The sequence below is a fragment of the Streptomyces mutomycini genome (assembly GCF_001700505.1).
GTDB lineage: Bacteria > Actinomycetota > Actinomycetes > Streptomycetales > Streptomycetaceae > Streptomyces > Streptomyces mutomycini.
In genome coordinates, this window is the sequence record NZ_MAPV01000130.1 from 13350 (window position 1) to 36377 (window position 23028).

The 23028-nt window shown below is 70.4% G+C and carries 22 protein-coding genes; 9 read left to right on the forward strand and 13 right to left on the reverse strand.

Annotation, left to right across the window (positions count from 1 at the left end):
- Nucleotides 1-77 precede the first annotated feature (77 nt).
- The 4 genes from BFF76_RS19485 to BFF76_RS19500 all read left to right on the forward strand — a co-directional run bounded on the left by BFF76_RS19485 (nt 78) and on the right by BFF76_RS19500 (nt 3479).
- Nucleotides 78-1004, forward strand: coding sequence for an ABC transporter ATP-binding protein (locus BFF76_RS19485; RefSeq protein WP_031094523.1), 927 nt, complete (start codon nt 78-80; stop codon nt 1002-1004).
- The gene (locus BFF76_RS19490) at nt 1001-1768 is read left to right on the forward strand and encodes an ABC transporter permease (protein ID WP_053929722.1); all 768 of its coding nucleotides are present in this window, start codon (nt 1001-1003) and stop codon (nt 1766-1768) included. The genes BFF76_RS19485 and BFF76_RS19490 overlap by 4 nt, the downstream gene beginning before the upstream one ends.
- A gap of 80 nt (nt 1769-1848) precedes the next feature.
- A complete protein-coding gene (locus tag BFF76_RS19495) occupies nt 1849-2829 on the forward strand; it encodes a COX15/CtaA family protein (protein WP_031094521.1) in 981 nt (326 codons plus the stop codon).
- A gap of 167 nt (nt 2830-2996) precedes the next feature.
- Entirely contained in the window at nt 2997-3479 is a 483-nt protein-coding gene (locus BFF76_RS19500) for a hypothetical protein (protein ID WP_031094520.1), read from the forward strand.
- On the opposite strand, the gene BFF76_RS19505 is transcribed toward BFF76_RS19500, so the two are convergent.
- Nucleotides 3476-3844 (reverse strand): hypothetical protein, encoded by a 369-nt coding sequence (locus BFF76_RS19505; RefSeq protein WP_031094519.1) that lies wholly within the window; start codon nt 3842-3844, stop codon nt 3476-3478. The genes BFF76_RS19500 and BFF76_RS19505 overlap by 4 nt on opposite strands.
- Nucleotides 3845-3943: 99 nt before the next feature.
- Nucleotides 3944-4897 carry a heme o synthase gene (locus BFF76_RS19510; RefSeq protein WP_079122424.1) on the reverse strand — a complete coding sequence of 318 codons (954 nt, stop codon included), beginning with the start codon at nt 4895-4897 and terminating at the stop codon, nt 3944-3946.
- 290 nt (nt 4898-5187) lie between these two features.
- Between BFF76_RS19510 and tkt the strand changes: the two genes are divergently transcribed.
- The 5 genes from tkt to pgl are packed head-to-tail and all read left to right on the forward strand — an operon-like array spanning nt 5188 to nt 11773.
- Entirely contained in the window at nt 5188-7275 is a 2088-nt protein-coding gene (gene tkt / locus BFF76_RS19515) for a transketolase (RefSeq protein WP_031094516.1), read from the forward strand.
- Between the two features lie 34 nt (nt 7276-7309).
- Nucleotides 7310-8428: a transaldolase gene (gene tal, locus BFF76_RS19520; protein WP_065848715.1), complete on the forward strand. Its 1119-nt coding sequence runs from the start codon at nt 7310-7312 to the stop codon at nt 8426-8428.
- A 5-nt stretch (nt 8429-8433) separates the two neighbouring features.
- On the forward strand, nt 8434-9966 hold the full coding sequence (gene zwf / locus BFF76_RS19525) for a glucose-6-phosphate dehydrogenase (RefSeq protein WP_031094512.1): 1533 nt from the start codon (nt 8434-8436) through the stop codon (nt 9964-9966).
- On the forward strand, nt 9963-10994 hold the full coding sequence (gene opcA / locus BFF76_RS19530; protein WP_053929721.1) for a glucose-6-phosphate dehydrogenase assembly protein OpcA: 1032 nt from the start codon (nt 9963-9965) through the stop codon (nt 10992-10994). The genes zwf and opcA overlap by 4 nt, the downstream gene beginning before the upstream one ends.
- Complete coding sequence (gene pgl, locus BFF76_RS19535) at nt 10991-11773, forward strand: 6-phosphogluconolactonase (protein ID WP_053929720.1); 783 nt, start codon at nt 10991-10993, stop codon at nt 11771-11773. The genes opcA and pgl overlap by 4 nt, the downstream gene beginning before the upstream one ends.
- A 70-nt stretch (nt 11774-11843) precedes the next feature.
- Here the strand turns inward: pgl and BFF76_RS19540 are convergent, their stop codons facing one another.
- The 11 genes from BFF76_RS19540 to rapZ form a co-directional block, all read right to left on the reverse strand.
- Nucleotides 11844-13352, reverse strand: a complete 1509-nt coding sequence (locus BFF76_RS19540; protein WP_031094507.1) for a PH domain-containing protein — start codon at nt 13350-13352, stop codon at nt 11844-11846.
- Nucleotides 13349-13852 (reverse strand): PH domain-containing protein, encoded by a 504-nt coding sequence (locus tag BFF76_RS19545; RefSeq protein ID WP_031094505.1) that lies wholly within the window; start codon nt 13850-13852, stop codon nt 13349-13351. Before BFF76_RS19545 ends, BFF76_RS19540 begins: the two co-directional genes overlap by 4 nt.
- Nucleotides 13853-13855: 3 nt before the next feature.
- Complete coding sequence (gene pgi, locus BFF76_RS19550) at nt 13856-15508, reverse strand: glucose-6-phosphate isomerase (RefSeq protein ID WP_065848716.1); 1653 nt, start codon at nt 15506-15508, stop codon at nt 13856-13858.
- Nucleotides 15509-15664: 156 nt separating this feature from the next.
- The gene (locus tag BFF76_RS19555; protein WP_078598194.1) at nt 15665-16000 is read right to left on the reverse strand and encodes an RNA polymerase-binding protein RbpA; all 336 of its coding nucleotides are present in this window, start codon (nt 15998-16000) and stop codon (nt 15665-15667) included.
- A gap of 109 nt (nt 16001-16109) precedes the next feature.
- Nucleotides 16110-16346: a preprotein translocase subunit SecG gene (gene secG / locus BFF76_RS19560; RefSeq protein ID WP_031094498.1), complete on the reverse strand. Its 237-nt coding sequence runs from the start codon at nt 16344-16346 to the stop codon at nt 16110-16112.
- Between the two features lie 138 nt (nt 16347-16484).
- Nucleotides 16485-17261: a triose-phosphate isomerase gene (tpiA, locus tag BFF76_RS19565; protein WP_031094496.1), complete on the reverse strand. Its 777-nt coding sequence runs from the start codon at nt 17259-17261 to the stop codon at nt 16485-16487.
- Between the two features lie 6 nt (nt 17262-17267).
- Nucleotides 17268-18479 carry a phosphoglycerate kinase gene (locus BFF76_RS19570; RefSeq protein WP_053929717.1) on the reverse strand — a complete coding sequence of 404 codons (1212 nt, stop codon included), beginning with the start codon at nt 18477-18479 and terminating at the stop codon, nt 17268-17270.
- 109 nt (nt 18480-18588) lie between these two features.
- Entirely contained in the window at nt 18589-19599 is a 1011-nt protein-coding gene (gene gap / locus BFF76_RS19575) for a type I glyceraldehyde-3-phosphate dehydrogenase (RefSeq protein ID WP_031094492.1), read from the reverse strand.
- 669 nt (nt 19600-20268) lie between these two features.
- Nucleotides 20269-21258, reverse strand: coding sequence for a DNA-binding protein WhiA (gene whiA / locus BFF76_RS19580; protein WP_053929716.1), 990 nt, complete (start codon nt 21256-21258; stop codon nt 20269-20271).
- Nucleotides 21249-22283, reverse strand: coding sequence for a gluconeogenesis factor YvcK family protein (locus tag BFF76_RS19585; protein ID WP_065848717.1), 1035 nt, complete (start codon nt 22281-22283; stop codon nt 21249-21251). The genes whiA and BFF76_RS19585 overlap by 10 nt, the downstream gene beginning before the upstream one ends.
- Nucleotides 22280-23028: RNase adapter RapZ (gene rapZ / locus BFF76_RS19590; RefSeq protein WP_065848718.1), on the reverse strand; the 749-nt coding region annotated here is incomplete at its 5' end. The genes rapZ and BFF76_RS19585, both read right to left, overlap by 4 nt.

Here is a 23028-nt window from a genome sequence, read left to right on the forward strand (position 1 = left end):
ACCTCCGGGAAGGCCGCGAGGACGTCGGGGAGCCCGGCGCGCCGGGCCCTTCTCCCGCCCGCCTAGACTTGCCCGCCATGAGCAGTGAGCCCGTCGTACAGGCCAGGGGCCTGGTCAAGCGGTACGGCACGAAAACGGCGGTGGACGGCCTGGGTCTGGAGGTCGCGGCGGGCACGGTGACCGCGGTCCTCGGCCCCAACGGCGCAGGGAAGACCACCACGGTCGAGATGTGCGAGGGCTACCGGCGGCCGGACGGCGGGACCGTGCGGGTACTCGGACTCGACCCCGTCGCCGACGCGGCCGCGCTCCGTCCCCGTATCGGCGTGATGCTGCAGTCCGGCGGCGTGTACTCCGGCGCCCGCGCCGACGAGATGCTGCGCCACATGGCGAAACTCCACGCCCATCCGCTGGACGTCGGCGCACTCGTCGAACGTCTCGGGCTCGGCAGCTGCGGCCGGACCACCTACCGCCGGCTCTCCGGCGGCCAGCAGCAGCGCCTCGCGCTCGCGATGGCGGTCGTCGGCCGCCCCGAGCTGGTCTTCCTGGACGAGCCGACGGCCGGTCTCGACCCGCAGGCCCGCCGCTCGACCTGGGACCTGATCCGGGAGCTGCGCGCCGACGGGGTGTCCGTCGTCCTCACCACGCACTTCATGGACGAGGCCGAGGAGCTCGCCGACGACGTCGCCGTGATCGACGCCGGGCGGGTCGTCGCCCAGGGCAGCCCGGAGCAGCTGCGACGCGGCGGCGCCGAGAACACCCTGCGCTTCACGGGCCGCCCCGGGCTGGACCTCGCCTCACTGCTGAAGGCGCTGCCCGACGGCAGCGAGGCGGCCGAGCTGACCACCGGGGCGTACCGCATCACCGGGCGGATCGACCCGGAGCTGCTCGCGACCGTCACCTCCTGGTGCGCCCAGCACGGCGTGATGCCGGACGGCATCGCGGTCGAGCGGCACACCCTGGAGGACGTCTTCCTGGAACTGACCGGCAAGGAGCTGCGCGCATGAGCGCCGGTACGTACACCCCGCGCCCCGGCGCCGCCCCGCTGCCCCGCATGATCGCCGCGCAGGCCGCGCTGGAGACGCGGATGCTCCTGCGCAACGGGGAGCAGCTGCTGCTGACGGTGGTCATCCCGACGCTGCTCCTCGTGCTCTTCAGCTCGGTCGACATCATCGACACGGGCGCCGGTGAGCCGGTCGGCTTCCTGACGCCCGGCGTACTCGCGCTCGCGGTGATGTCGACGGCGTTCACGGGCCAGGCCATCGCGACGGGCTTCGAACGCCGCTACGGGGTGCTCAAGCGACTGGGCGCCTCGCCTCTGCCCCGCTGGGGCCTGATGGCGGCGAAGACCCTCGCGGTGCTGGTCACGGAGGTGCTGCAGATCGTCCTGCTGACGGTGATCGCCTTCGCGCTGGGCTGGTCGCCGGAGGGCAATGCGTTCGCCGTGCTGCTGCTCCTGCTGCTGGGCACCATGGCCTTCTCCGGGCTCGGGCTGCTGATGGCGGGAACGCTGAAGGCCGAGGCGACGCTGGCCGCCGCCAACCTCGTCTTCCTCCTGCTGCTGGTCGGCGGCGGGGTCATCGTGCCGCTGGACCGGTTCCCGGACGCCGCACAGTCGGTGCTGGGCCTGCTGCCGATCTCGGCGCTGTCCGGCGGGCTGAGGGACGTCCTCCAGCACGGCGCGCCGATGCCCTGGGGCGACGCGGCGGTCCTGGCCGTGTGGTCGCTGCTGGGCCTGGGCGCGGCGGGCCGGTTCTTCCGCTGGGAGTGAGCGGCGAGCCACCCCCGGGATGTCCGGGGTCGGCCGGAATGCCCACCCCTCGTGAAAACATGCACAAGCCGTTCCCTACGATGGTGCGCGTGGAAACCCCCATCTCCTACATCGCCAGCCGCTGGACCCCGTCGGTGAAGACGGCCAGGCGCGCCGCGCTCACCGCGGTCGCGATGACCGTCTTCATCATCGTCACCGGCGGCGCGGTCCGGCTGACCGGTTCCGGGCTCGGCTGCGACACGTGGCCCAAGTGCACCGACGACAGCCTCTTCGCGACGCCCGAACAGGGCCTGCACGGCGCCATCGAGTTCGGCAACCGGATGCTCACCTACGTCCTGTCGGCCGCGGTCGGCTGGGCGATCATCGCGGCCCGCTCCGTGAAGCCCCGTCGGCGCGGTCTCACGCGCCTGGCGTGGTCGCAGTTCTGGCTGGTGATGGGGAACGCCGTCATCGGCGGGATCACGGTCTGGGCCGGCCTCAACCCGTGGTCGGTGGCAGGGCACTTCCTGCTCGCCAACTGCCTGCTCACGGTGGCCGTGCTCACCTGGGTGCGGATCGGCGAGGGCGACGGAGCGGCACGCCCGCGCGCCCCGCGTCCGGTGCGGCAGCTGTCCTGGGCCATCGTGGCCACCACGGTCGTCCTGATCGTGCTCGGCACCACCGTGACCGGCTCCGGCAAGCACGCCGGTGACAGCAGCGACGTACCGCGCATGCCGTGGGACTGGAGCGCGGCCGCCCACATCCACGCGATCGCCGCCTGGGTCGTCTGCGCCCTGGCCGTCGCGATGTGGTTCGCCCTGCGCGTCGTCGACGCCCCCGCCGACACCCGGGCCCGCGCCCGTGACCTGCTGATCGTGCTGCTGGCGCAGGGCGCCATCGGCTACGTGCAGTACTTCAGCGACGTACCCGAGGTGCTGGTAGGCATCCACATGTTCGGCTCGGCCCTGCTGTGGATCGCGGTGCTGCGCCTGCTGCTGTCGCTGCGCGAGCGCCCGGTGACCGCCGCGGGCATTCCCGCACCGACGGCCGGCGACCTGCCGGAGCACGCCACCGCGCGCTGAGCAAGGGCTGCTTCCCGGCACGGTTCGCGCGGCGTTTCGGCCACAGTGCGACCGCGCCCCTGGACCGGCGCCGCCCGGCCCCCCATCCTGGTCCCGGTCACCGACCGCGCATCCGTCCGGGGGAGGGTGGGGCAATGGGGCAGGGCTCGTGCTCCGGGGAACACCGCATGAACTGTTTCAACGAGAAGAGCTGGCCCGTGGCAGCCTTCCCCGGCCGCGCCCAGCCCCTGCGCCGCGACGAGCTGCCCGCGGTCCCGACCGGTGCGCCGCTGCTGATAGCGGTCGCCGCGGTGCTGCTCCTGGTGGCCGACTTCTCCTGGAAGCTGGCCGGAGTCGAGCTGCTGCTCGTCCCCGCCCTGGTGCTGCTGGCACGCCGGCGCATACGCGGAAGGCTCGCGGCCCGCGAGAAGGCGGCGAAGTTCGCCGAGCGCGCGTACGCGCCCGCGGGCAGCGGCCGGTCGGGCGCGGCCATCCGGCACTGTTCCGGCTGTACGCGTGTCCTCGTGCGCGACAAGGACACCGACTCCCCGGCCGACTACTCCTCCCCCACCGACGCCGACGGCTGGGCGGCCTGGGCCCGCCGCAGTGGTGCGGAGCTGGCGCCGGCCCCGCGGCCCGCCGGGCCCGGGTCCGGGCCGGAGAAACCTTAGGCGTTGTCGTTGGACGGGCCGCCGACCTGGATGCCCGCCATCCGGGACCACTCGTACGGGCCGGTGCGGACCTTGGCCGCGAACTCGCCGTCGAAGTCCTCGTGGACCGTGATGCCCGCCTTCCGCGCGGCGCTCTCGGCCACGGCGTAGGAGGGCGCGACCAGATCGCCCCAGCCTCCGTCCTCGCCGACCAGCACGATGCGGGTGCCCGCCTGGCCGAGGTGGGCGAGCTGCCCCTCGGCGCCGCCGTGCGCCTCGGCGAAGGCGCCGATCTGCTTGGCGAGCTTCGCCGCCCTGCGCTCCGCGCGGGCCGCGTGCTTGCTGTCGTCCGTCTGCTGGGTCTGAGGCTCTGCCGTCTCTGCCATGAGCAGGATGCTACCGACGGGTAGACGAACCGGCGACGGGCGGGGTGCGTGGCATCGGCCACGTCCCCCGCCCGTCGGCGGATTCAGGTGTCTGCGGGACTACCTCAGGAAGGGGTCCACCGCGACGGCGACGAAGAGGAGCGAGACATAGGTGATGGACCAGTGGAACAGCCGCATCTCCTTGAGCTTGGTGCCGGTGACACCGGACTTCGCCCGGTTCTGCAGACCGTGCGCCTCCCAGAGCCAGAAGCCACCGGTCAGGACCGCCACCAGCGTGTAGAACCAGCCGGTGTAACCCAGCGGGGTCAGCAGCAGCGATACGCCGACCATGACCCAGCTGTAGACGACGATCTGGCGGGCGACCACCCTGTTGGAGGCGACGACCGGGAGCATCGGGACGCCGACCCGGGCGTAGTCCTCCTTGACCTTCATCGACAGCGGCCAGTAGTGCGGCGGCGTCCAGAAGAAGATGACGGCGAAAAGAATGACCGCGGCCCAGCTCATCGAATTGGTCACGGCGGACCAGCCGATGAGCACCGGCATACAGCCCGCGATTCCGCCCCAGACGATGTTCTGCGAGGTGCGGCGCTTCAACAGCATCGTGTAGACGACCACATAGAACAGAAGTGCGCCGAGCGAGAGTGCGGCCGAAAGCCAGTTGACGAGCAGCCCGAACCAGACCGTGGAAATCACCGCGAGGGCGATTCCGAAGGTGAGGCACTCCCGGGGACTCACCATGCCGGTGACCAGCGGGCGCTGGGACGTACGGTCCATCAGCGCGTCGATGTCGCGGTCGATATACATGTTGAGCGCATTGGCACCGCCCGCGGACAGGAATCCGCCGATGGTGGTGGTGACCACGAGCCAAAGATCGGGCACACCCTGAGCGGCGAGGAACATCACCGGAACGGTGGTGATCAGCAGCAGCTCGATGATGCGCGGCTTGGTAAGAGCCACGAATGCCTTGATGCGGGCCCCGAACGGGCGATGGCCCACCGGGCTCGGAGTCAAGGCGACCCCTGCGGGTCGGGACTCGACGGCCGTCACGCACACCCCTGACAGAGAAATCCCAGCAAGCTCCGGGCCTGGAGGCGGCCCGGTGAAGACTTGCGCGAACCAGACCACTGTAGACGTTGGGCATACGCCGCCCTTCGCGGGGGTGGGGTCGTGTTGGGGGTGGCGCAGAAGTGAACGGAGGCGCTCATACGGGAGGCGAACTCCGCAGGTCGCCCGCACTGTGGAAAGGGCAGAAGTACGGCCTTGTGACGGGGGTAGGCTCGACAATGCCCGGTGCGGTAACCAGTCACCGGTTTACGAACAGTGGAGAGGAGCCCTGACTCAGGGTGAGCACCAAGCCGACCACCACAGACCTCCAGTGGACCGAATTGGACCAGCGGGCCGTGGACACCGTCCGCGTCCTCGCCGCGGACGCCGTACAGAAAGTCGGAAACGGCCACCCGGGTACGGCGATGAGCCTCGCTCCTGCCGCGTACACCCTCTTCCAGAAGGTGATGCGGCATGACCCGGCGGACGCGGAGTGGACCGGACGCGACCGGTTCGTCCTGTCCGCGGGCCACTCCAGCCTGACGCTGTACATCCAGCTCTACCTCGCCGGGTACGGCCTGGAGCTGGACGACCTCAAGGCGTTCCGCACCTGGGGCTCCAAGACGCCCGGCCACCCTGAGTACGGCCACACCACCGGTGTCGAGACGACGACCGGCCCGCTGGGCCAGGGTGTCGCCAACGCCGTCGGCATGGCCATGGCCTCCCGCTACGAGCGCGGTCTCTTCGACCCCGAGGCGGCTCCCGGAACCTCCCCGTTCGACCACACCGTCTGGGTCGTCGCCGGTGACGGCTGCCTCCAGGAGGGCATCTCGGCCGAGGCGTCCTCGCTCGCCGGCCACCAGAAGCTCGGCAACCTGGTGCTGCTGTGGGACGACAACCACATCTCGATCGAGGGCGACACCGAGACCGCGGTCTCCGAGGACACCCTGAAGCGCTACGAGTCCTACGGCTGGCACGTCCAGCGTGTGGACCAGCTGCCCAGCGGCGACCTGGACCCCGAGGGTCTCTACCGCGCACTGCAGGCCGCCAAGGCCGAGACGGAGCGCCCCTCGTTCATCGCGGCCCGCTCGATCATCGCCTGGCCCGCCCCGAACGCCCAGAACACCGAGGCCGCGCACGGCTCGGCGCTCGGCGACGACGAGATCGCGGCCACCAAGCGCGTGCTCGGTTTCGACCCGGAGAAGACCTTCGAGGTCTCCGACGAGGTCATCGGGCACACCCGTGAGGCGCTGGACCGGGGCCGCGAGGCCAAGGCCGAGTGGGAGAAGAGCTTCGCCGCCTGGCGCACCGCCAACCCGGAGCGCGCCGCCGAATTCGACCGGATCGCCGCCGGCGAGCTGCCCGCGGGCTGGGAGGAGAAGCTCCCCGTCTTCGAGGCCGGTCACGGCGTCGCCACGCGTGCCGCCTCCGGCAAGGTCCTGCAGGCGCTCGGCGCTGTCATCCCCGAACTGTGGGGCGGCTCCGCCGACCTGGCCGGCTCGAACAACACCACGATCGACAAGACGTCGTCGTTCCTCCCGGCAGGCAACCCGCTGCCCGAGGCCGACCCGTACGGCCGGACGATCCACTTCGGCATCCGCGAGCACGCCATGGCCGCGGCCATGAACGGCATCGCGCTGCACGGCAACACCCGTGTCTACGGCGGCACCTTCCTGGTGTTCTCCGACTACATGCGCAACGCCGTCCGTCTCTCCGCACTGATGCACCTGCCGGTGACGTACGTGTGGACGCACGACTCGGTCGGCCTCGGCGAGGACGGCCCGACGCACCAGCCGGTCGAGCACCTGGCCTCGCTGCGCGCCATCCCGGGCCTCAACGTCGTCCGTCCGGGCGACGCCAACGAGACCGCCGTCGCCTGGCGCGAGATCCTCAAGCGCGGCAAGAAGGACTACGGCAGGAGCGCCCCGCACGGTCTGGCGCTGTCCCGCCAGGGCCTGCCCACCTACCCGGCGAACGAGAACGCCGCCAAGGGCGGTTACGTGCTCTTCGACGCCGAGGGCGGCGAGGCGCAGGCCGTTCTGATCGCCACGGGCTCCGAGGTCCAGCTGGCCGTCGAGGCCCGCGACGAGCTCCAGGCGGCCGGTGTGCCGACCCGGGTGGTCTCGATGCCGTGTGTCGAGTGGTTCGAGGAGCAGGACCAGGCTTACAAGGACAGCGTGCTGCCGCCGTCCGTCAAGGCCCGGGTCGCCGTCGAGGCGGGAATCGGCCTCACCTGGCACCGGTACGTGGGCGACGCGGGCCGGATCGTGTCGCTGGAGCACTTCGGTGCGTCGGCCGACGCCAAGGTGCTGTTCCGTGAGTTCGGCTTCACCGCCGCGCACGTCGCGGAAGCCGCCCGGGAATCTCTCGCCGCCGCTGCGCGCTGACGCGGTCATACGACAAGTAGGAGATGCAATTCTCATGACAGACGCACTCAAGCGCCTCTCCGACGAGGGCGTGGCGATCTGGCTGGACGACCTGTCGCGCAAGCGCATCACGTCCGGCAATCTGGCCGAGCTGATCGACCAGAGCCACGTCGTGGGCGTCACGACGAACCCGTCGATCTTCCAGAAGGCGATCTCCTCGGGCGACGGTTACGAGCAGCAGCTCACCGACCTCGCCGCTCGCAGGGTCACCGTCGAAGAGGCCATCCGCATGATCACGACGGCGGACGTCCGCGACGCCGCCGACATCCTGCGCCCGGTCTTCGACGCGACGGACGGCCAGGACGGCCGGGTCTCCATCGAGGTCGACCCGCGCCTGGCCCACAACACCCTGGCCACGGTCGCCGAGGCCAAGCAGCTGGCCTGGCTCGTGGACCGGCCGAACACACTCATCAAGATCCCGGCGACCAAGGCCGGCCTGCCGGCGATCACCGAGACCATCGGGCGGGGCATCAGCGTCAACGTGACCCTGATCTTCTCGCTGGAGCGCTACCGCGAGGTCATGGACGCCTACCTGGCGGGCCTGGAGAAGGCGAAGGCCGCGGGCCTGGACCTCTCCAAGATCCACTCGGTCGCCTCCTTCTTCGTGTCCCGCGTGGACACCGAGATCGACAAGCGCCTGGACGCGGTCGGCAGCGACGAGGCCAAGGCCGCGAAGGGCAAGTCCGCCCTCGCCAACGCCCGTCTGGCCTACGAGGCCTACGAAGAGGTCTTCGCGGGCTCCCGCTGGGCCGCCCTCGACAAGGCGCACGCCAACAAGCAGCGCCCGCTGTGGGCCTCCACCGGCGTGAAGGACCCGTCCCTCAAGGACACCCTGTACGTCGACGACCTGGTCGCGCCGAACACGGTCAACACCATGCCGGAGGCGACGCTGGACGCCGTGGCCGACCATGGAGACATCACCGGCAACACCGTTGCCGGTGGCTACGACCAGGCCCGTGCCGACCTCGACGCGATCAAGAAGCTCGGGGTCAGCTACGACGACGTCGTCCAGCTGCTCGAGGACGAGGGCGTCGACAAGTTCGAGGCGGCCTGGAACGACCTGCTCAAGTCGACCGAGGCCGAGCTCGAGCGCCTCGCTCCTTCGGAGGGCTGACCACCTTGTCTGGTGTTCCCGGAGCCAACCCGCTCCGTGACGCCCAGGACCGACGGCTCCCGCGCATCGCGGGGCCGTCGGGCCTGGTTATCTTTGGCGTCACGGGCGATTTGTCCCGTAAAAAGCTGATGCCCGCTGTCTACGACCTGGCCAACCGCGGCCTGCTGCCACCGGGCTTCTCGCTCATCGGCTTCGCGCGCCGCGACTGGGAGGACGAAGACTTCGCCCAGGTCGTCCATGACGCCGTGAAAGAGCATTCCCGAACCCCCTTCCGCGAAGAGGTCTGGCAGCAGCTCAGCCAGGGCATGCGCTTCGTGCAGGGCAACTTCGACGACGACGACGCGTTCGAGACCCTCAGGGCCACGATCGAGGAGCTCGACAAGGCGCAGGGCACGGGCGGCAACTTCGCCTTCTACCTCTCCGTACCGCCGAAGTTCTTCCCCAAGGTCGTCGAGCAGCTCAAGAAGCACGGGCTGGCCGACCAGAAGGAAGGCAGCTGGCGACGGGCCGTCATCGAGAAGCCTTTCGGTCACGACCTGGAGAGCGCGCAGGAGCTCAACCACCTCGTGCACGACGTGTTCCCGCCGAACGAGGTCTTCCGCATCGACCACTACCTCGGCAAGGAGACGGTCCAGAACATCCTGGCGCTGCGCTTCGCCAACACGATGTGGGAGCCGATCTGGAACAGGTCGTACGTCGACCACGTCCAGATCACGATGGCCGAGGACATCGGCATCGGCGGCCGGGCCGGTTACTACGACGGTATCGGCGCGGCCCGTGACGTCATCCAGAACCACCTGCTCCAGCTGCTGGCGCTGACGGCGATGGAGGAGCCCGGCTCCTTCCACCCCAAGGCCCTGGTCGCCGAGAAGCTGAAGGTGCTCACGGCGGTGGAGCTGCCCGAGGACCTGGGCAGGCACACGGTGCGCGGGCAGTACGCGCACGCCTGGCAGGGCGGCGAGGAAGCGCTCGGCTATCTGGAGGAGGACGGTATCGACCCCAAGTCGAAGACCGACACCTTCGCCGCGATCAAGCTGACGATCAACAACCGCCGCTGGGCGGGAGTGCCGTTCTACCTCCGTACCGGCAAGCGCCTCGGCCGCCGGGTCACGGAGATCGCGGTCGTCTTCAAGCGCGCCCCGTATCTGCCCTTCGAGTCCGGTGCGACGGAGGAGCTCGGCAGCAACGCCCTGGTCATCCGGGTGCAGCCGGACGAGGGGGTCACGGTCCGGTTCGGCTCCAAGGTGCCCGGCACGTCCATGGAGGTGCGGGACGTCACGATGGACTTCGCCTACGGCGAGTCGTTCACGGAGTCCAGCCCGGAGGCGTACGAGCGGCTCATCCTCGATGTCCTGCTCGGCGACGCCAACCTCTTCCCGCGCCACCAGGAGGTCGAGCTCTCCTGGAACATCCTCGACCCGATCGAGCAGTACTGGGACAAGCACGGCAAGCCCGCCCAGTACGCGGCCGGCACGTGGGGACCCGCGGAGGCCGACGAGATGCTCGCACGCGACGGACGGAGCTGGCGCCGGCCATGAAGATCGATCTCACGGAAACCACCTCCAGCAAGATCAACCAGGCGCTCGTCTCGGCCCGCCGTTCCATCGGCACCCCGGCGATCGGCATGGTGCTGACCCTCGTGGTCGTGACCGACGAGGAGAACGCCTACGACGCGCTCCGGGCGGCGAGCGACTCCTCCCGCGAGCACCCGTCGCGGATCATCGCGGTGATCAAGCGGGTCAGCAAGTCGCCGCGTGCCCGGCGCGACGCGCGGCTCGACGCCGAGATCCGGGTCGGTTCCGACGCGGGCTCGGGCGAGACCGTCGTGCTGCGTCTCCACGGTGAGCTGGCCAACCACGCCCAGTCGGTCGTCCTGCCGCTGCTGCTGCCGGACGCCCCGGTCGTCGTGTGGTGGCCCGAGGACGCTCCGGCGGACCCGGCCAGGGACCCGCTGGGCGCGCTCGCCCAGCGTCGTATCACCGACACCTACTCCGCCGAGCACCCGCTCGACGAGCTGTCGGTGCGGGCGGCGACCTACCGGCCCGGGGACACGGACCTGGCCTGGACCCGCATCACCCCGTGGCGCTCGATGCTGGCGGCCGCGCTCGACCAGCAGCCCGCCCAGGTCGTCTCGGCGACGGTCGAGGGCGAGTCCGACAACCCGAGCTGCGAACTGCTGGCCATGTGGCTCGCGGACCGGCTCGGGGTCCCGGTGGAGCGCACTCTCTCCGGTGGCCCCGGTCTGACGGCCGTGCGGCTGGAGACCAGGAACGGTGTGATCGTCCTGGACCGGCCCGACGGCTCGCTGGCGACGCTCTGCATGGCCGGCCAGCCGGACCGTGCCGTCGCGTTGAAGCGGCGGGAGACGGCCGAACTCCTCGCGGAGGAGCTGCGCCGTCTGGACCCGGACAACATCTACGAGGCCACGGTGAAGTTCGGCGTGGAGCGCCTCGGCGGGCCCACGGAGCCGTCGTCCGTCGGTTCGGGGCAGAAGCGGCCGGAGCCTGCGGGTTCCGCCGCACCTGCCGCGAAGAAGGCGGCGGCCAAGAAGGCGGCGTCGAAGTGAGCGCTCCGCAGCTCGTCGTGCACCGCGACAAGGAGCTGATGGCCCAGGCCGCGGCGGCCAGGCTCATCACGAAGATCGTGGACGCCCAGGCCGCCCGCGGTCACGCCTCGGTGGTCCTCACCGGCGGACGCAACGGCAACGGCCTGCTGGCGGCGCTCGCCGGCTCGCCCGCCCGGGACGCGATCGACTGGTCGCGGCTCGATCTGTGGTGGGGCGACGAGCGGTTCCTGCCCGAGGGCGACCCGGAGCGCAATGTCACGCAGGCCCGCGAGGCCCTGCTGGACAAGGTCGCGCTGGATCCCTCCCGGGTCCATGCGATGCCCGCGTCCGACGGGCCCTACGGCGGCGACGCCGACGACGCCGCCGCCGGATATGCGGCGGAACTGGCCTCGGCGGCCGGCCCGGAGGACCACGGGCCCGTGCCGACGTTCGACGTACTGATGCTGGGCGTCGGTCCGGACACCCACGTCGCGTCGCTCTTCCCGGAGCTGCCCGCGGTCCGGGAGACCGAGCGCACCGTCGTCGGTGTGCACGGCGCTCCCAAGCCGCCGCCCACCCGTGTCTCGCTGACGCTGCCCGCCATCCGGGCGGCGCGTGAGGTGTGGCTGCTGGCCGCGGGGGAGGACAAGGCGGAGGCCGCGGAGATCGCGCTGTCCGGGGCCGGGGAGATCCAGGCACCGGCGGCGGGGGCCTACGGCCGCAGCCGCACACTGTGGCTGCTGGACGCCGCGGCGGCCTCGAAGCTGCCGCGCGCGCTGTACCCGCCCGCTTCGGCGTAGGCGGCCGCACCCCCGAGGCCCGGTCCGCCCTTCAGGGGCGGGCCGGGCCTCTGCCGTACGTCTTCGGCGCTCAGCCGCGCTCGAGGAACGGCTCCAGGAGCCCCGGAACGGCGTCGGCTGCGAAGGCGAGGCCCTCGGACGCGTCGGCGTCGTGCGCCGTGTAGGCACCGTTTCCGGCGGCTGTCGTGGCGGTGAGGCTCAGCAGCCCGGCCCGGCGCTGGAAGCAGGACTGCTTCACCGTCCAGCCGATCACACCGGTCCGCCGCAGAGCCGCTGTGGAGCGCCGCACGGTACCCGAGCGGGTCACCAGGTAGTCGCCGCTGAGCGTGTGCCCCAGCGACCTGTACGCGTCGACGGCGAGCAGGACCGCGACGGGCACGCAGACCGCCGCGCAGGCGAGCGCGGTCCACAGCAGTACGGGAGTGAGCAGCAGCCCCAGGAGGATCTGGAGGAGGACGGGCGCCAGGGCCACGGCCAGGGCGCGGCGCAGCCGCCGCCCACGGGCGGCCCGGGGGTGCGCGGTGAGCTGGGCGCCGGTAGGGGTGACGGACTCGCGCAGGACCTCGGCGGCGATCGCGTCGGCCAGCGCGCGGGGTGCGGCCGGCAGCAGGGTGTTGTGGTCGGCGCTCCGCGACTCCTCGTCCCGGGTCAGGCCGGTGGTGATCGCGTCCACCCTGGCGGCGCCCACCAGCCGCACGCCCAGGGGCTCCACCAGGTCCACCCCGCGCAGCCGCCGTTCCTCGACGGACAGGGAGCGCGAGGTGAACAGCCCGCGTCTCACCCGCAGGGTGCCGCCAGGTTCGCGCTCCAGGCGGTAGTTCCACCACATCTCGGTCCACAGCCCGAGGGCTCCGACGACACCGGCGGCCAGCGCCACCGCGGCCAGGACGACGATCGCCCAGACCAGCGGGGTGTCCCGGAAGCGGTCGGCGACCCAGTCGATCACCTCGCCCTGCACGCCGGCCCACTCGCTGATCTGCATCACACCGCCGGCGGCCGCGCCACCGAGCATGGGCGCGACGAAGGAGACGGGTGCGTAGCGGATCCAGCGCGGATCGAAGGTGGCCAGTTCGCCGTCGCGGTGCGCTCCCGAGGCCCTGGGGGCGGCGCGGTCGAGGAGTTCGCGGCGCAGCCGCTCGCCCTCGGCGCGGTCGACGGCGTCGAGTTCCAGCGTGGAGTCGCCGCCCGTGTGCTCGCCTGTGCCGATGCGGACCGTGACCAGCCCGAGGATCCGCAGCAGCGGATGCGCGGTGAGGTCGACGCTGCGGATACGCTCGCGGGCCAGCGAACGGCGCTTCGCGAGGAGGAGCCCGGTGTGCAGATCGACGCGCTCGGCACCGACCCGGTAGCGGGTGCGCCGCCAGCGTACGTAGTCGCCGGCGGCGGCGCAGCCGGTCAGCAGGACCGTCCCCGCCAGGGCCCAGCCGACGGCGGTCGCGTACCCGAGCCGTCCGGACAGCGCGACCATGACGGGCACGGCGGCGCCCACGGCGACTCCCACCGTGACCAGGGCGGTGACCAGGACCGTACGGGAATGGAGCCGCCGCCAGCCGGGCCCGCTGTCGGCGGCGGTGCTCATGTGGCGTCCCCGGGGGTGTCCTGGGTGATACGGGTCAGCCGCTCGACGAGCCCGGCGGCCACCTCGTGGGTCAGCCCCTCGATCCGTACGGCGCCCTTGGCGGAGGCGGTGGTGACGGTGACCGTGGCCAGCCCGAAGAGCTGTTCAAGTGGCCCCCGCACGGTGTCCACGGTCTGGATGCGGGACATCGGCGCGATCCGCCATTCCCGCAGGAGGACTCCGGTGCTCACGTAGACCGCCTCGTCGGTGACCTCCCAGCGGTGGGTGCGGAACCACCAGAGGGGGAAGAGGACGGCACACAGCAGGCCGGCGCCCGCGAGCACCGCGGCGGGCGTCAGCAGCCAGAGTCTGGCCGGGGCGATGAGCGCGCCCAGGATGCCCAGGACCGCCACCGGGGCCGCGGTCAGCAGCAGCCACTGGGCACGCCACCAGCCGACGGCCCGCGGGTCGAGCGTGTTGCGCGGCGGCCTGAGCCGTATCGTCCCCTCCCCCGCGGTCATCGCTCAGCGGCCCCGCAGCGTGCGGTAGGCCGCCACGAGCGCGGCGGTTGAGCTGTCCAGCTGTTCGCCGCCGGTGCCCTCGGTCAGGACCGGCTCGATCTTCTTGGCGAGGACCTTGCCCAGCTCGACGCCCCACTGGTCGAAGGAGTCGATGTTCCAGACGGCACCCTGGACGAAGACCTTGTGCTCGTAGAGCGCGATCAACTGCCCGAGTACCGACGGGGTGAGCCGCTCGGCGAGGATCGTGGTCGTCGGGTGGTTGCCCCGGAAGGTCTTGTGCGGCACGAGTTCCTCGGCCACGCCCTCCGCGCGGACCTCGTCGGGGGTCTTCCCGAAGGCGAGGGCCTGCGTCTGGGCGAAGAAGTTGGCCATCAGCAGGTCGTGCTGGGCGATCAGCCCGGGCAGCAGGTCCTGCACCGGGGAGGCGAACCCGATGAAGTCGGCCGGGATGACCTTCGTGCCCTGGTGGATCAGCTGGTAGTAGGCGTGCTGCCCGTTGGTGCCGGGGGTGCCCCAGACGACCGGCCCGGTCTGCCAGTCGACCGGATTGCCTTCCCGGTCGACGGACTTGCCGTTGGACTCCATGTCCAGCTGCTGCAAGTAGGCGGTGAACTTGGACAGATAGTGGCTGTAGGGCAGGACCGCGTGCGACTGCGCGTCGAAGAACGCGCCGTACCAGACGCCCAGCAGGCCCAGCAGCAGCGGGGCGTTCTCCTCCGCGGGGGCGGTGCGGAAGTGCTCGTCGACGAGGTGGAAGCCGTCGAGCATCTCGCGGAACCGGTCCGGGCCGATGGCGATCATCAGCGAGAGGCCGATCGCCGAGTCGAAGGAGTAACGGCCGCCGACCCAGTCCCAGAACTCGAACATGTTGGCCGTGTCGATGCCGAAGTCCGTGACCTTCCCGGCGTTGGTCGACAGCGCCACGAAGTGCTTGGCGACGGCTTCCTGACCTGACCTCAGTCCGGTGAGCAGCCAGTCGCGCGCCGATGTGGCATTGGTGATGGTCTCGATCGTGGTGAAGGTCTTGGACGCCACGATGAACAGCGTCTCGGCCGGGTCCAGGTCGCGGACGGCCTCGTGGAGGTCGGCGCCGTCGACGTTCGACACGAAGCGGACGGTGAGCGAGCGGTCCGTGAAGGAGCGCAGCGCCTCGTAGGCCATGGCCGGTCCGAGGTCGGAACCGCCGATGCCGATGTTCACGATGTTCTTCACCGGCTTGCCGGTGTGGCCGGTCCACTCCCCGGCCCTGACCCGGTCGGAGAAGGCCGCCATCCTGTCGAGGACGGCGTGCACGGCCGGCACGACGTTCTCGCCGTCGGCCTCGGTCACGGCGTCCCGCGGGGCGCGGAGCGCGGTGTGCAGGACTGCGCGGTCCTCGGTGGTGTTGATCTTCTCGCCGCGGAACATCGCGTCCCGCAGCTCGGCCACGCCCGTGGCACCGGCGAGGTCACGCAGCAGACGGAGCGTCTCGTCGGTGACCAGGTGCTTGGAGTAGTCGATGTGGAGGTCGCCGACCCGGAGGGTGTACGCGGCTCCGCGGTCCGGCGTGTCCGCGAACAGCCGGCGCAGATGGGTGTCGCCGAACTCCTCACGGTGCTTGCCGAGAGCCGCCCATTCGGGCAGCTGGTTGAGCCTGGTTCGGCTTTGTGCGTTCATCCCGGAAATCGCCCACTTCTTCTCGTACCTGCAACCTTCCCCGCTGCCTCTCCAACCTAATTGATCTGGAGGGTGCGGCGGGGCAACGGCGGGCTACGGGGCGGCATACGGGCACCGGCCGGGCACCCAGGGGGTGACCGGCCGGTGAACAACTCATCAGATCTCGCCGCGGAGTTTGGCGAGGGCTTCGGCGAGGATGGCTTCGCCGTCGGCGTCACTGCGCCGCTCGCGCACGTACGCCAGGTGCGTCTTGTACGGCTCGGTGCGCGGCGGAGCGGGCGGGCTGTCCCGGTCCTGTCCGGCCGGGAAGCCGCAGCGCGGGCAGTCCCAGGTCTCCGGTACCTGCGCGTCATGGGCGAAGCTCGGCTGCGTCTCGTGCCCGTTCGAGCACCAGAAGGAGATGCGGAGGCGCGGCGCGGACTCGCCTCGCTCGGCCTCCCCCATCGGCCCCGCTCCGACCCGGCTTCCCCGGATCGCGTTGCCACTTGCCACGGTCGTAACTCCCTGCGTGATGGTGCTCGAAGATGCCCCAGTCTACGTAAGGCCCAACGCGCGTCCAGTGAAAGGAGTTACACCCTCACCGGGATTCGCCCACGCAGGGTCAGCTGTCCAGCTTGATGAGCAGAGCAAGGACGACAATGCACGCGAACCAGCCCAGACCGACCACGACCGTGATGCGGTCGAGGTTCCGCTCGGCAACCGACGAACCACCGACGGAGGACTGCATCCCGCCACCGAACATGTCGGAGAGGCCGCCGCCCTTTCCCTTGTGCATCAGCACCAGCAGCATCAGCAGCAGGCTGAAGACGATCAGGGCGATCTCGAACGCCAAAACCACGGCTGGTCCCTACTTTCCGGAATTCCTAGGACTGCATGTACGAACAGCGGGGGCCAGGGGGTGGACCCCCCTCGGCCCCCGCAAGGGTACGACGGATCCGCGCCACCGCATACTCACCGGTCGCGGCGGCGGACGATCCTACTGGTCGCGGAAGCGGACGATCTTGACGAACTCGTCGGCGTCGAGCGCGGCGCCGCCGATCAGGGCACCGTCCACGTCGGGCTGGGCCATGATGGCCGCGACGTTGCCGGACTTCACCGAGCCGCCGTACTGGATACGGACCGCGTCGGCAAGCTCCTGCGAGTACAGCTCGGCGAGGCGGCGGCGGATCGCACCGCAGACCTCCTGCGCGTCCTCGGGAGTGGCGACCTCACCGGTCCCGATGGCCCAGACCGGCTCGTAGGCGATCACGATGGACTCGGCCTGCTCGGCCGGGATGTCCTTCAGGGCACCGTCGAGCTGCGCCAGTGTGTAGGACACCTGGTCACCGGCCTTGCGGATGTCCAGGCCCTCGCCGACGCAGAGGATCGGGGTCAGGCCGTGCTTGTAGGCGGCCTTCACCTTCGCGTTGCAGATCTCGTCGTTCTCGCCGTGGTACTGGCGGCGCTCGCTGTGACCGACGGCGACGAAGGTGCACTTCAGCTTGGCGAGCATCGGGCCGGAGATCTCACCGGTGTACGCGCCGGAGTCCTGCGCCGAGATGTCCTGGGCGCCGTACTTGATCTTCAGCTTGTCGCCGTCGACCAGCGTCTGCACGGAGCGCAGGTCGGTGAAGGGCGGCAGGACTGCGACCTCGACCGCGTCGTAGTCCTTGTCGGCCAGGGCGAAGGCGAGCTTCTGGACGTGCGCGATGGCCTCGAGGTGGTTGAGGTTCATCTTCCAGTTGCCCGCCATGAGCGGGGTACGGGTGGTCATTGAGGGTCAGTCCTCCAGTGCGGCGAGTCCGGGAAGCGTCTTGCCCTCGAGGTATTCGAGGCTGGCGCCGCCACCGGTCGAGATGTGGCCGAATGCGCTCTCGTCGAAGCCCAGGATACGGACGGCGGCCGCGGAGTCCCCGCCGCCGACGACGCTGAAGGCCTGGGAGTCGACGAGGGCCTGGGCGACCGCTTTGGTGCCCTCGGCGTAGTCGGGGTGCTCGAAGACTCCCATCGGGCCGTTCCAGAAGACGGTCGCCGCGTCGGCGAGCTTCGAGGCGTAGAGCTTGTTGGTCTCCGGGCCGTTGTCCAGGCCCATCACACCGGCCGGAATGGCATCGGCGGCGACGGTGGCGGGGTTGCCCGGGGTCTTGGCCTTGAGGTCCGGGAACTGCGGGGAGACGACGACGTCGACCGGGAGCACGAACTCCACGCCCTTCTCCTCGGCGCGCTTGAGGTAGCCGAGCACCGCCGGGATCTGGTCCTCCTGGAGGAGGGAGCTGCCGACCTCGTGGCCCTGGGCCTTGAGGAAGGTGTAGGCCATTCCGCCGCCGATGAGGATGCGGTCGGCCTTCTCCAGCAGGTGGTCGATCACACCGAGCTTGTCGGAGACCTTGGAGCCGCCGAGGACCACGGCGTAGGGACGCGTGACGTCCTCGGTGAGCTTCTTGAGGACGCCGACCTCGGTGGCGATCAGACCGCCGGCAGCGTGCGGCAGCCGGGCGGGAAGGTCGAAGACCGAGGCGTGCTTGCGGTGGACTGCGCCGAAGCCGTCTCCCACGTAGACGTCGGCGAGCTCGGCGAGCCGGTCGGCGAAGGCGCCGCGTTCGGCGTCGTCCTTCGACGTCTCCCCGGCGTTGAAGCGGAGGTTCTCGACGACAGCCACCCGGCCGTCGGTGAGGGCGGCGACCGTGGCGCGGGCGGACTCGCCGACGGTGTCGGTCGCGAAGGCGACCTCCGCGCCGAGCAGCTCACCGAGGCGCGCGGCAGCGGGGGCCAGCGAGAAGGCGGGGTCCGGGGCGCCCTTCGGGCGGCCGAGGTGCGAGGCGACGACGACCCGCGCACCGGCCTCGGCGAGCCGGGCGACCGTCGGCTGGACGGCGCGGATGCGGCCGTCGTCGGTGATCGTGGTGCCGTCGAGCGGCACGTTGAGGTCGGCGCGGACGAATACCCGCTTGCCCGCGACCCCTTCGGCGAGAAGTTCGTCGATGGTCTTCATCTGTTCCCATACTCCTTGGAAGGACGGATGAGCATGCGAGGGGGCTCGAACGCCGCGTCGCGACGTCCGAGCCCCTCACATCACACCTGACTGCCTGCCGATCCTAGGATCAGAGCTGGCCGCCGACGAAGACGGTCAGGTCGACGAGGCGGTTGGAGTAACCCCACTCGTTGTCGTACCAGCCGAGGATCTTCACCGAGTTGCCCTCCTGGACCATGGTCAGGGAGGAGTCGAAGGTGCAGGACGACGGGTCGCCGACGATGTCCGAGGACACGATCGGGTCCTCGGTGTAGGTCAGGAAGCCCTTGAGGTCGCCGTCGTCGGAGGCCTTCTTGAACGCGGCGTTGACCTCGTCCTTGGTGACCTCGCGCTGCAGGGTCACGACCAGGTCGGTGGCGGAGCCGGTCGGGACCGGGACGCGCATCGCGATGCCGTCGAGCTTGCCCTTGAGCTGCGGGAGGACCAGGGCGGTCGCCTTGGCGGCGCCCGTCGTGGTCGGGATGATGTTCTCGGCGGCGGCGCGCGCACGACGCAGGTCCGAGTGCGGGAAGTCCAGGATGCGCTGGTCGTTCGTGTACGCGTGGACCGTCGTCATCAGGCCCTTGACGATGCCGAAGTTCTCGTCGAGAACCTTGGCCATCGGCGCCACACAGTTCGTGGTGCAGGAGGCGTTGGAGATGACGTGGTGGTTGGCCGCGTCGTACTTCTCCTGGTTGACGCCCATCACGATGGTGATGTCCTCGTCCTTGCCCGGAGCCGAGATGAGGACCTTCTTGGCGCCACCGGTGATGTGCTTCTCGGCGTCGGCCTTCTTGGTGAAGATGCCGGTCGACTCGATGACGATGTCGACGCCCAGCTGACCCCAGGGGATGTCGGCCGGGTTGCGCTCGGAGAGCACCTTGATGGTGTGACCGTCGACGGTGATGGTGTCGGCGGTGTGGCTGACCTCTGCCTTGAGACGACCCAGAATGGTGTCGTACTTCAGCAGGTGAGCCGTGGTCGCAGTGTCACCCAGGTCGTTGACAGCCACGATCTCGATGTCCGCACCCTGCTCCAGCAGCGCGCGGAAGTAGTTACGTCCGATGCGGCCAAAGCCGTTGATGCCTACGCGGATCGTCACGAACCGATCTCCTCGTTAGGAACGCCGGTTTCGATGCCGGCGAGTTTATTAGGGATGTCCCCGACCGCCTCCGACCCTACCTCTCCGAAGGCTCCGGAGTGACATCGAGAGCGACGGCATGAAGAGGGATCCCCTTACCGCCGAGTAGGAGTACGGGATTCCGGTCGAGAATGAGAGCGAAGAGCACCGTCATCCACCCCTCGGTCACCAAGCGTCATCAACCGCCAGAGCCTGGTCAACGCCCTTACGAGGCCGACTCCTTGCCGGATCGCGACCGGTGACGGGATTCCGTCGGCGCATTGTCACCGGGAGTCACCTGCGCGAACTCGGCGGCCCTGCTCCTCTTGGCGGCCGACGGCCGCAAAGACGGACTCCGCCGCACTTCCGGAGTGCGCCCGGTGAACCGCGAGCCGCACGCTCAATTGTGCGGAGCGGCACTCAATCGATAAAAGGCCGGGACCCTCGGACACTTTCGGCGTATGCGGCGCTCGGACCGCACAACCCCGTCCCGCTCAATCCCTGCGGTTCGGCACCCGACGCCATTACGGAAATGTGGTCCGCGCATAAGCAGGAATGACTCCTGCGGCCGGCCGGGAAATGCCTCCGGCCACCGTCTTCCGTGTGCCGGGGCGGGCACGGAAGGCGGTGGCCGGAGGCATCCGGCGGCGCTCAGCCCACGAGGCCGTCGGCCAGGTCCTCGCTGATGGTCGATTCCGTGCCCGGGATACCGAGGTCCTGGGCCCTCTTGTCGGCCATGGCCAGCAGGCGCCTGATCCGGCCCGCGACCGCGTCCTTGGTCAGCGGCGGATCGGCGAGCGCTCCCAGCTCCTCCAGGGATGCCTGCTTGTGCTCCATGCGCAGCCGTCCGGCCGCGGCGAGGTGCTCAGGGACCTCGTCCGCCAGGATCTCCAGCGCACGCCCCACCCGGGCGCCCGCGGCGACCGCGGCGCGGGCGGAGCGGCGGAGGTTGGCGTCGTCGAAGTTGGCGAGCCTGTTGGCCGTGGCGCGGACCTCGCGCCGCATCCGGCGCTCCTCCCAGGCCAGCACCGCCTCATGGGCGCCCAGCCGGGTCAGCAGTGCGCCGATCGCGTCACCGTCGCGGACGACGACACGGTCGACCCCGCGCACCTCCCTGGCCTTGGCCGGGATGGAGAGCCTGCGTGCGGCGCCGACCAGGGCGAGCGCGGCCTCCGGGCCGGGGCAGGTCACCTCGAGCGACGAGGAACGGCCCGGTTCGGTGAGGGAGCCGTGAGCCAGGAAAGCACCACGCCAGGCCGCCTCGGCGTCGCAGGTGGCCCCCGAGACCACCTGCGGCGGCAGGCCGCGGATGGGACGGCCGCGGCCGTCCACCAGGCCGGTCTGGCGCGCCAGCTGGTCGCCGCCCGCCACCACCCGCACCACGTAGCGGGAGCCCCGGCGCAGTCCGCCGGGGGCCATCACGATCAGTTCCGAGCTGTGCCCGAAGATCTCCAGGATGTCCCGCTTGAGCCGTCGCGCCGCCATCGCCGTGTCCAGCTCGGCCTCGATCACGATCCGGCCGCTCACCAGGTGCAGCCCGCCCGCGAACCGGAGAATCGCCGAGACCTCTGCCTTTCTGCAGCAGGTCCGGGTAACGGGAAGCCGGGAGACTTCGTCCTTCACCGCTGGCGTCATCGCCATGGGCCGATCCTTCCATGCATCCGAAAAATACGGTCGTACGCGGCGGCCAACAGCTCCGGATCATGAATCGGAACGCCGTCGGGTGAGGCCACGGGGGCCAGCTCGACCGCGGCTCCGAGCCGCCGGGCGGCGTCGGCAAGGGACTCGCGGTCGGGCACGGCGGCCTCGTCGGCCAGCACCACGTCCATGGCGAGTTTAGGGGCGTGTCGCCCCAAAACCTCCAAATGACGCTGCGGTGAGAAGCCTTCTGTTTCGCCGGGCTGTGGTGCGAGGTTCAGCGAGAGGACCTTACGGGCCTTCGTCGTCACCAGCGCGTCGAGCAGTTCGGGCACCAGCAGATGCGGAATCACCGAGGAGAACCAGGACCCTGGGCCGAGCACCACCCAGTCGGCGTCGAGCACCGCGGCCACCGCCTCGGGGACCGCAGGCGGATCGGCCGGGACGACGTGGACGGACTGCACCTCGCCGGGGGTCAGCGCCACGGTCGCCTGCCCGCGCACGGTGACCGTGTCCTCGGGGCGCTCCGGGTGGTGCCCCCGGACGAGCGCCTGCAGCTCCAGGGGGACGGCGGACATCGGGAGGACCCTGCCGTGCGCTCCGAGCAGCCTGCCTACCAGGTCGAGGGCCTGGACGTGGTCACCCAGCTGTTCCCAGAGGGCGACGATGAGCAGGTTGCCCACCGCGTGCTGGTGGAGGTCGCCCTTGGACTCGAAGCGGTGCTGGATGACCTGGGCCCAGGTCTGGCCCCAGTCGTCGTCCCCGCAGAGCGCGGCGAGCGCCTTCCGCAGGTCGCCCGGCGGGAGGACGCCGAGCTCCTCGCGGAGCCGGCCGCTCGAGCCGCCGTCGTCGGCGACGGTCACCACGGCCGTGAGGTCACCGGTGATCCGGCGCAGCGCCGTGAGCGAGGCCGACAGCCCCATGCCGCCGCCGAGGGCGACGACCTTGGGCTGTGCGCCGCGCTTACGGCCGGAGAGCGCGGCCGTGGCCCTGCTCAGCCGGCGCAGACGCAGATTGCGACTTGTCACTCTCGCCCCATGTCCCGATGGACGAGGACGGTCTCGACGCCTTCGGTGGCCAGCCGGGCCGCCAGCTTCTCCGACATCGCGACGGACCGGTGCTTACCGCCCGTACACCCGACGGCGATGGTGACGTAGCGCTTGCCCTCCCGGCGGTACCCGGCGGCGATGAGCTGCAGCAGCTCGGTGTACTGGTTGAGGAACTCCTTGGCGCCCGGCTGGTCGAAGACGTAGTCGGACACCTCCTCGTTGAGCCCGGTGAACGGGCGGAGCTCCGGGACCCAGTGCGGGTTGGGCAGGAAGCGGCAGTCGACGACGAGGTCGGCGTCGACCGGCAGCCCGTACTTGAAGCCGAACGACATCACCGTGGCCCGCAGCTCGGGCTCCTCGTCGCCGGCGAACTGGGCATCCATCTTGGCCCGCAGCTCGTGCACGTTGAGGCTGGAGGTGTCGATCACGAGGTCGGCGTCGCCGCGCAGCTCACGCAGCAGGTCACGCTCGGCCGCGATGCCGTCGACGATCCTGCCGTCACCCTGGAGCGGATGCGGGCGGCGGACCGATTCGAAACGGCGTACGAGGGCGTCGTCGGAGGACTCCAGGAAGACGATCCGCCGGGTGACGTGCTTGGCCGCCAGGTCGGCGAGGGACTCCCGGAGATTGTCGAAGAAGCGGCGGCCCCGTACGTCGACGACGACGGCGATGCGGGCGACGTTGCCCTGGGACCGGGCCCCGAGCTCCACCATCGTGGGGATCA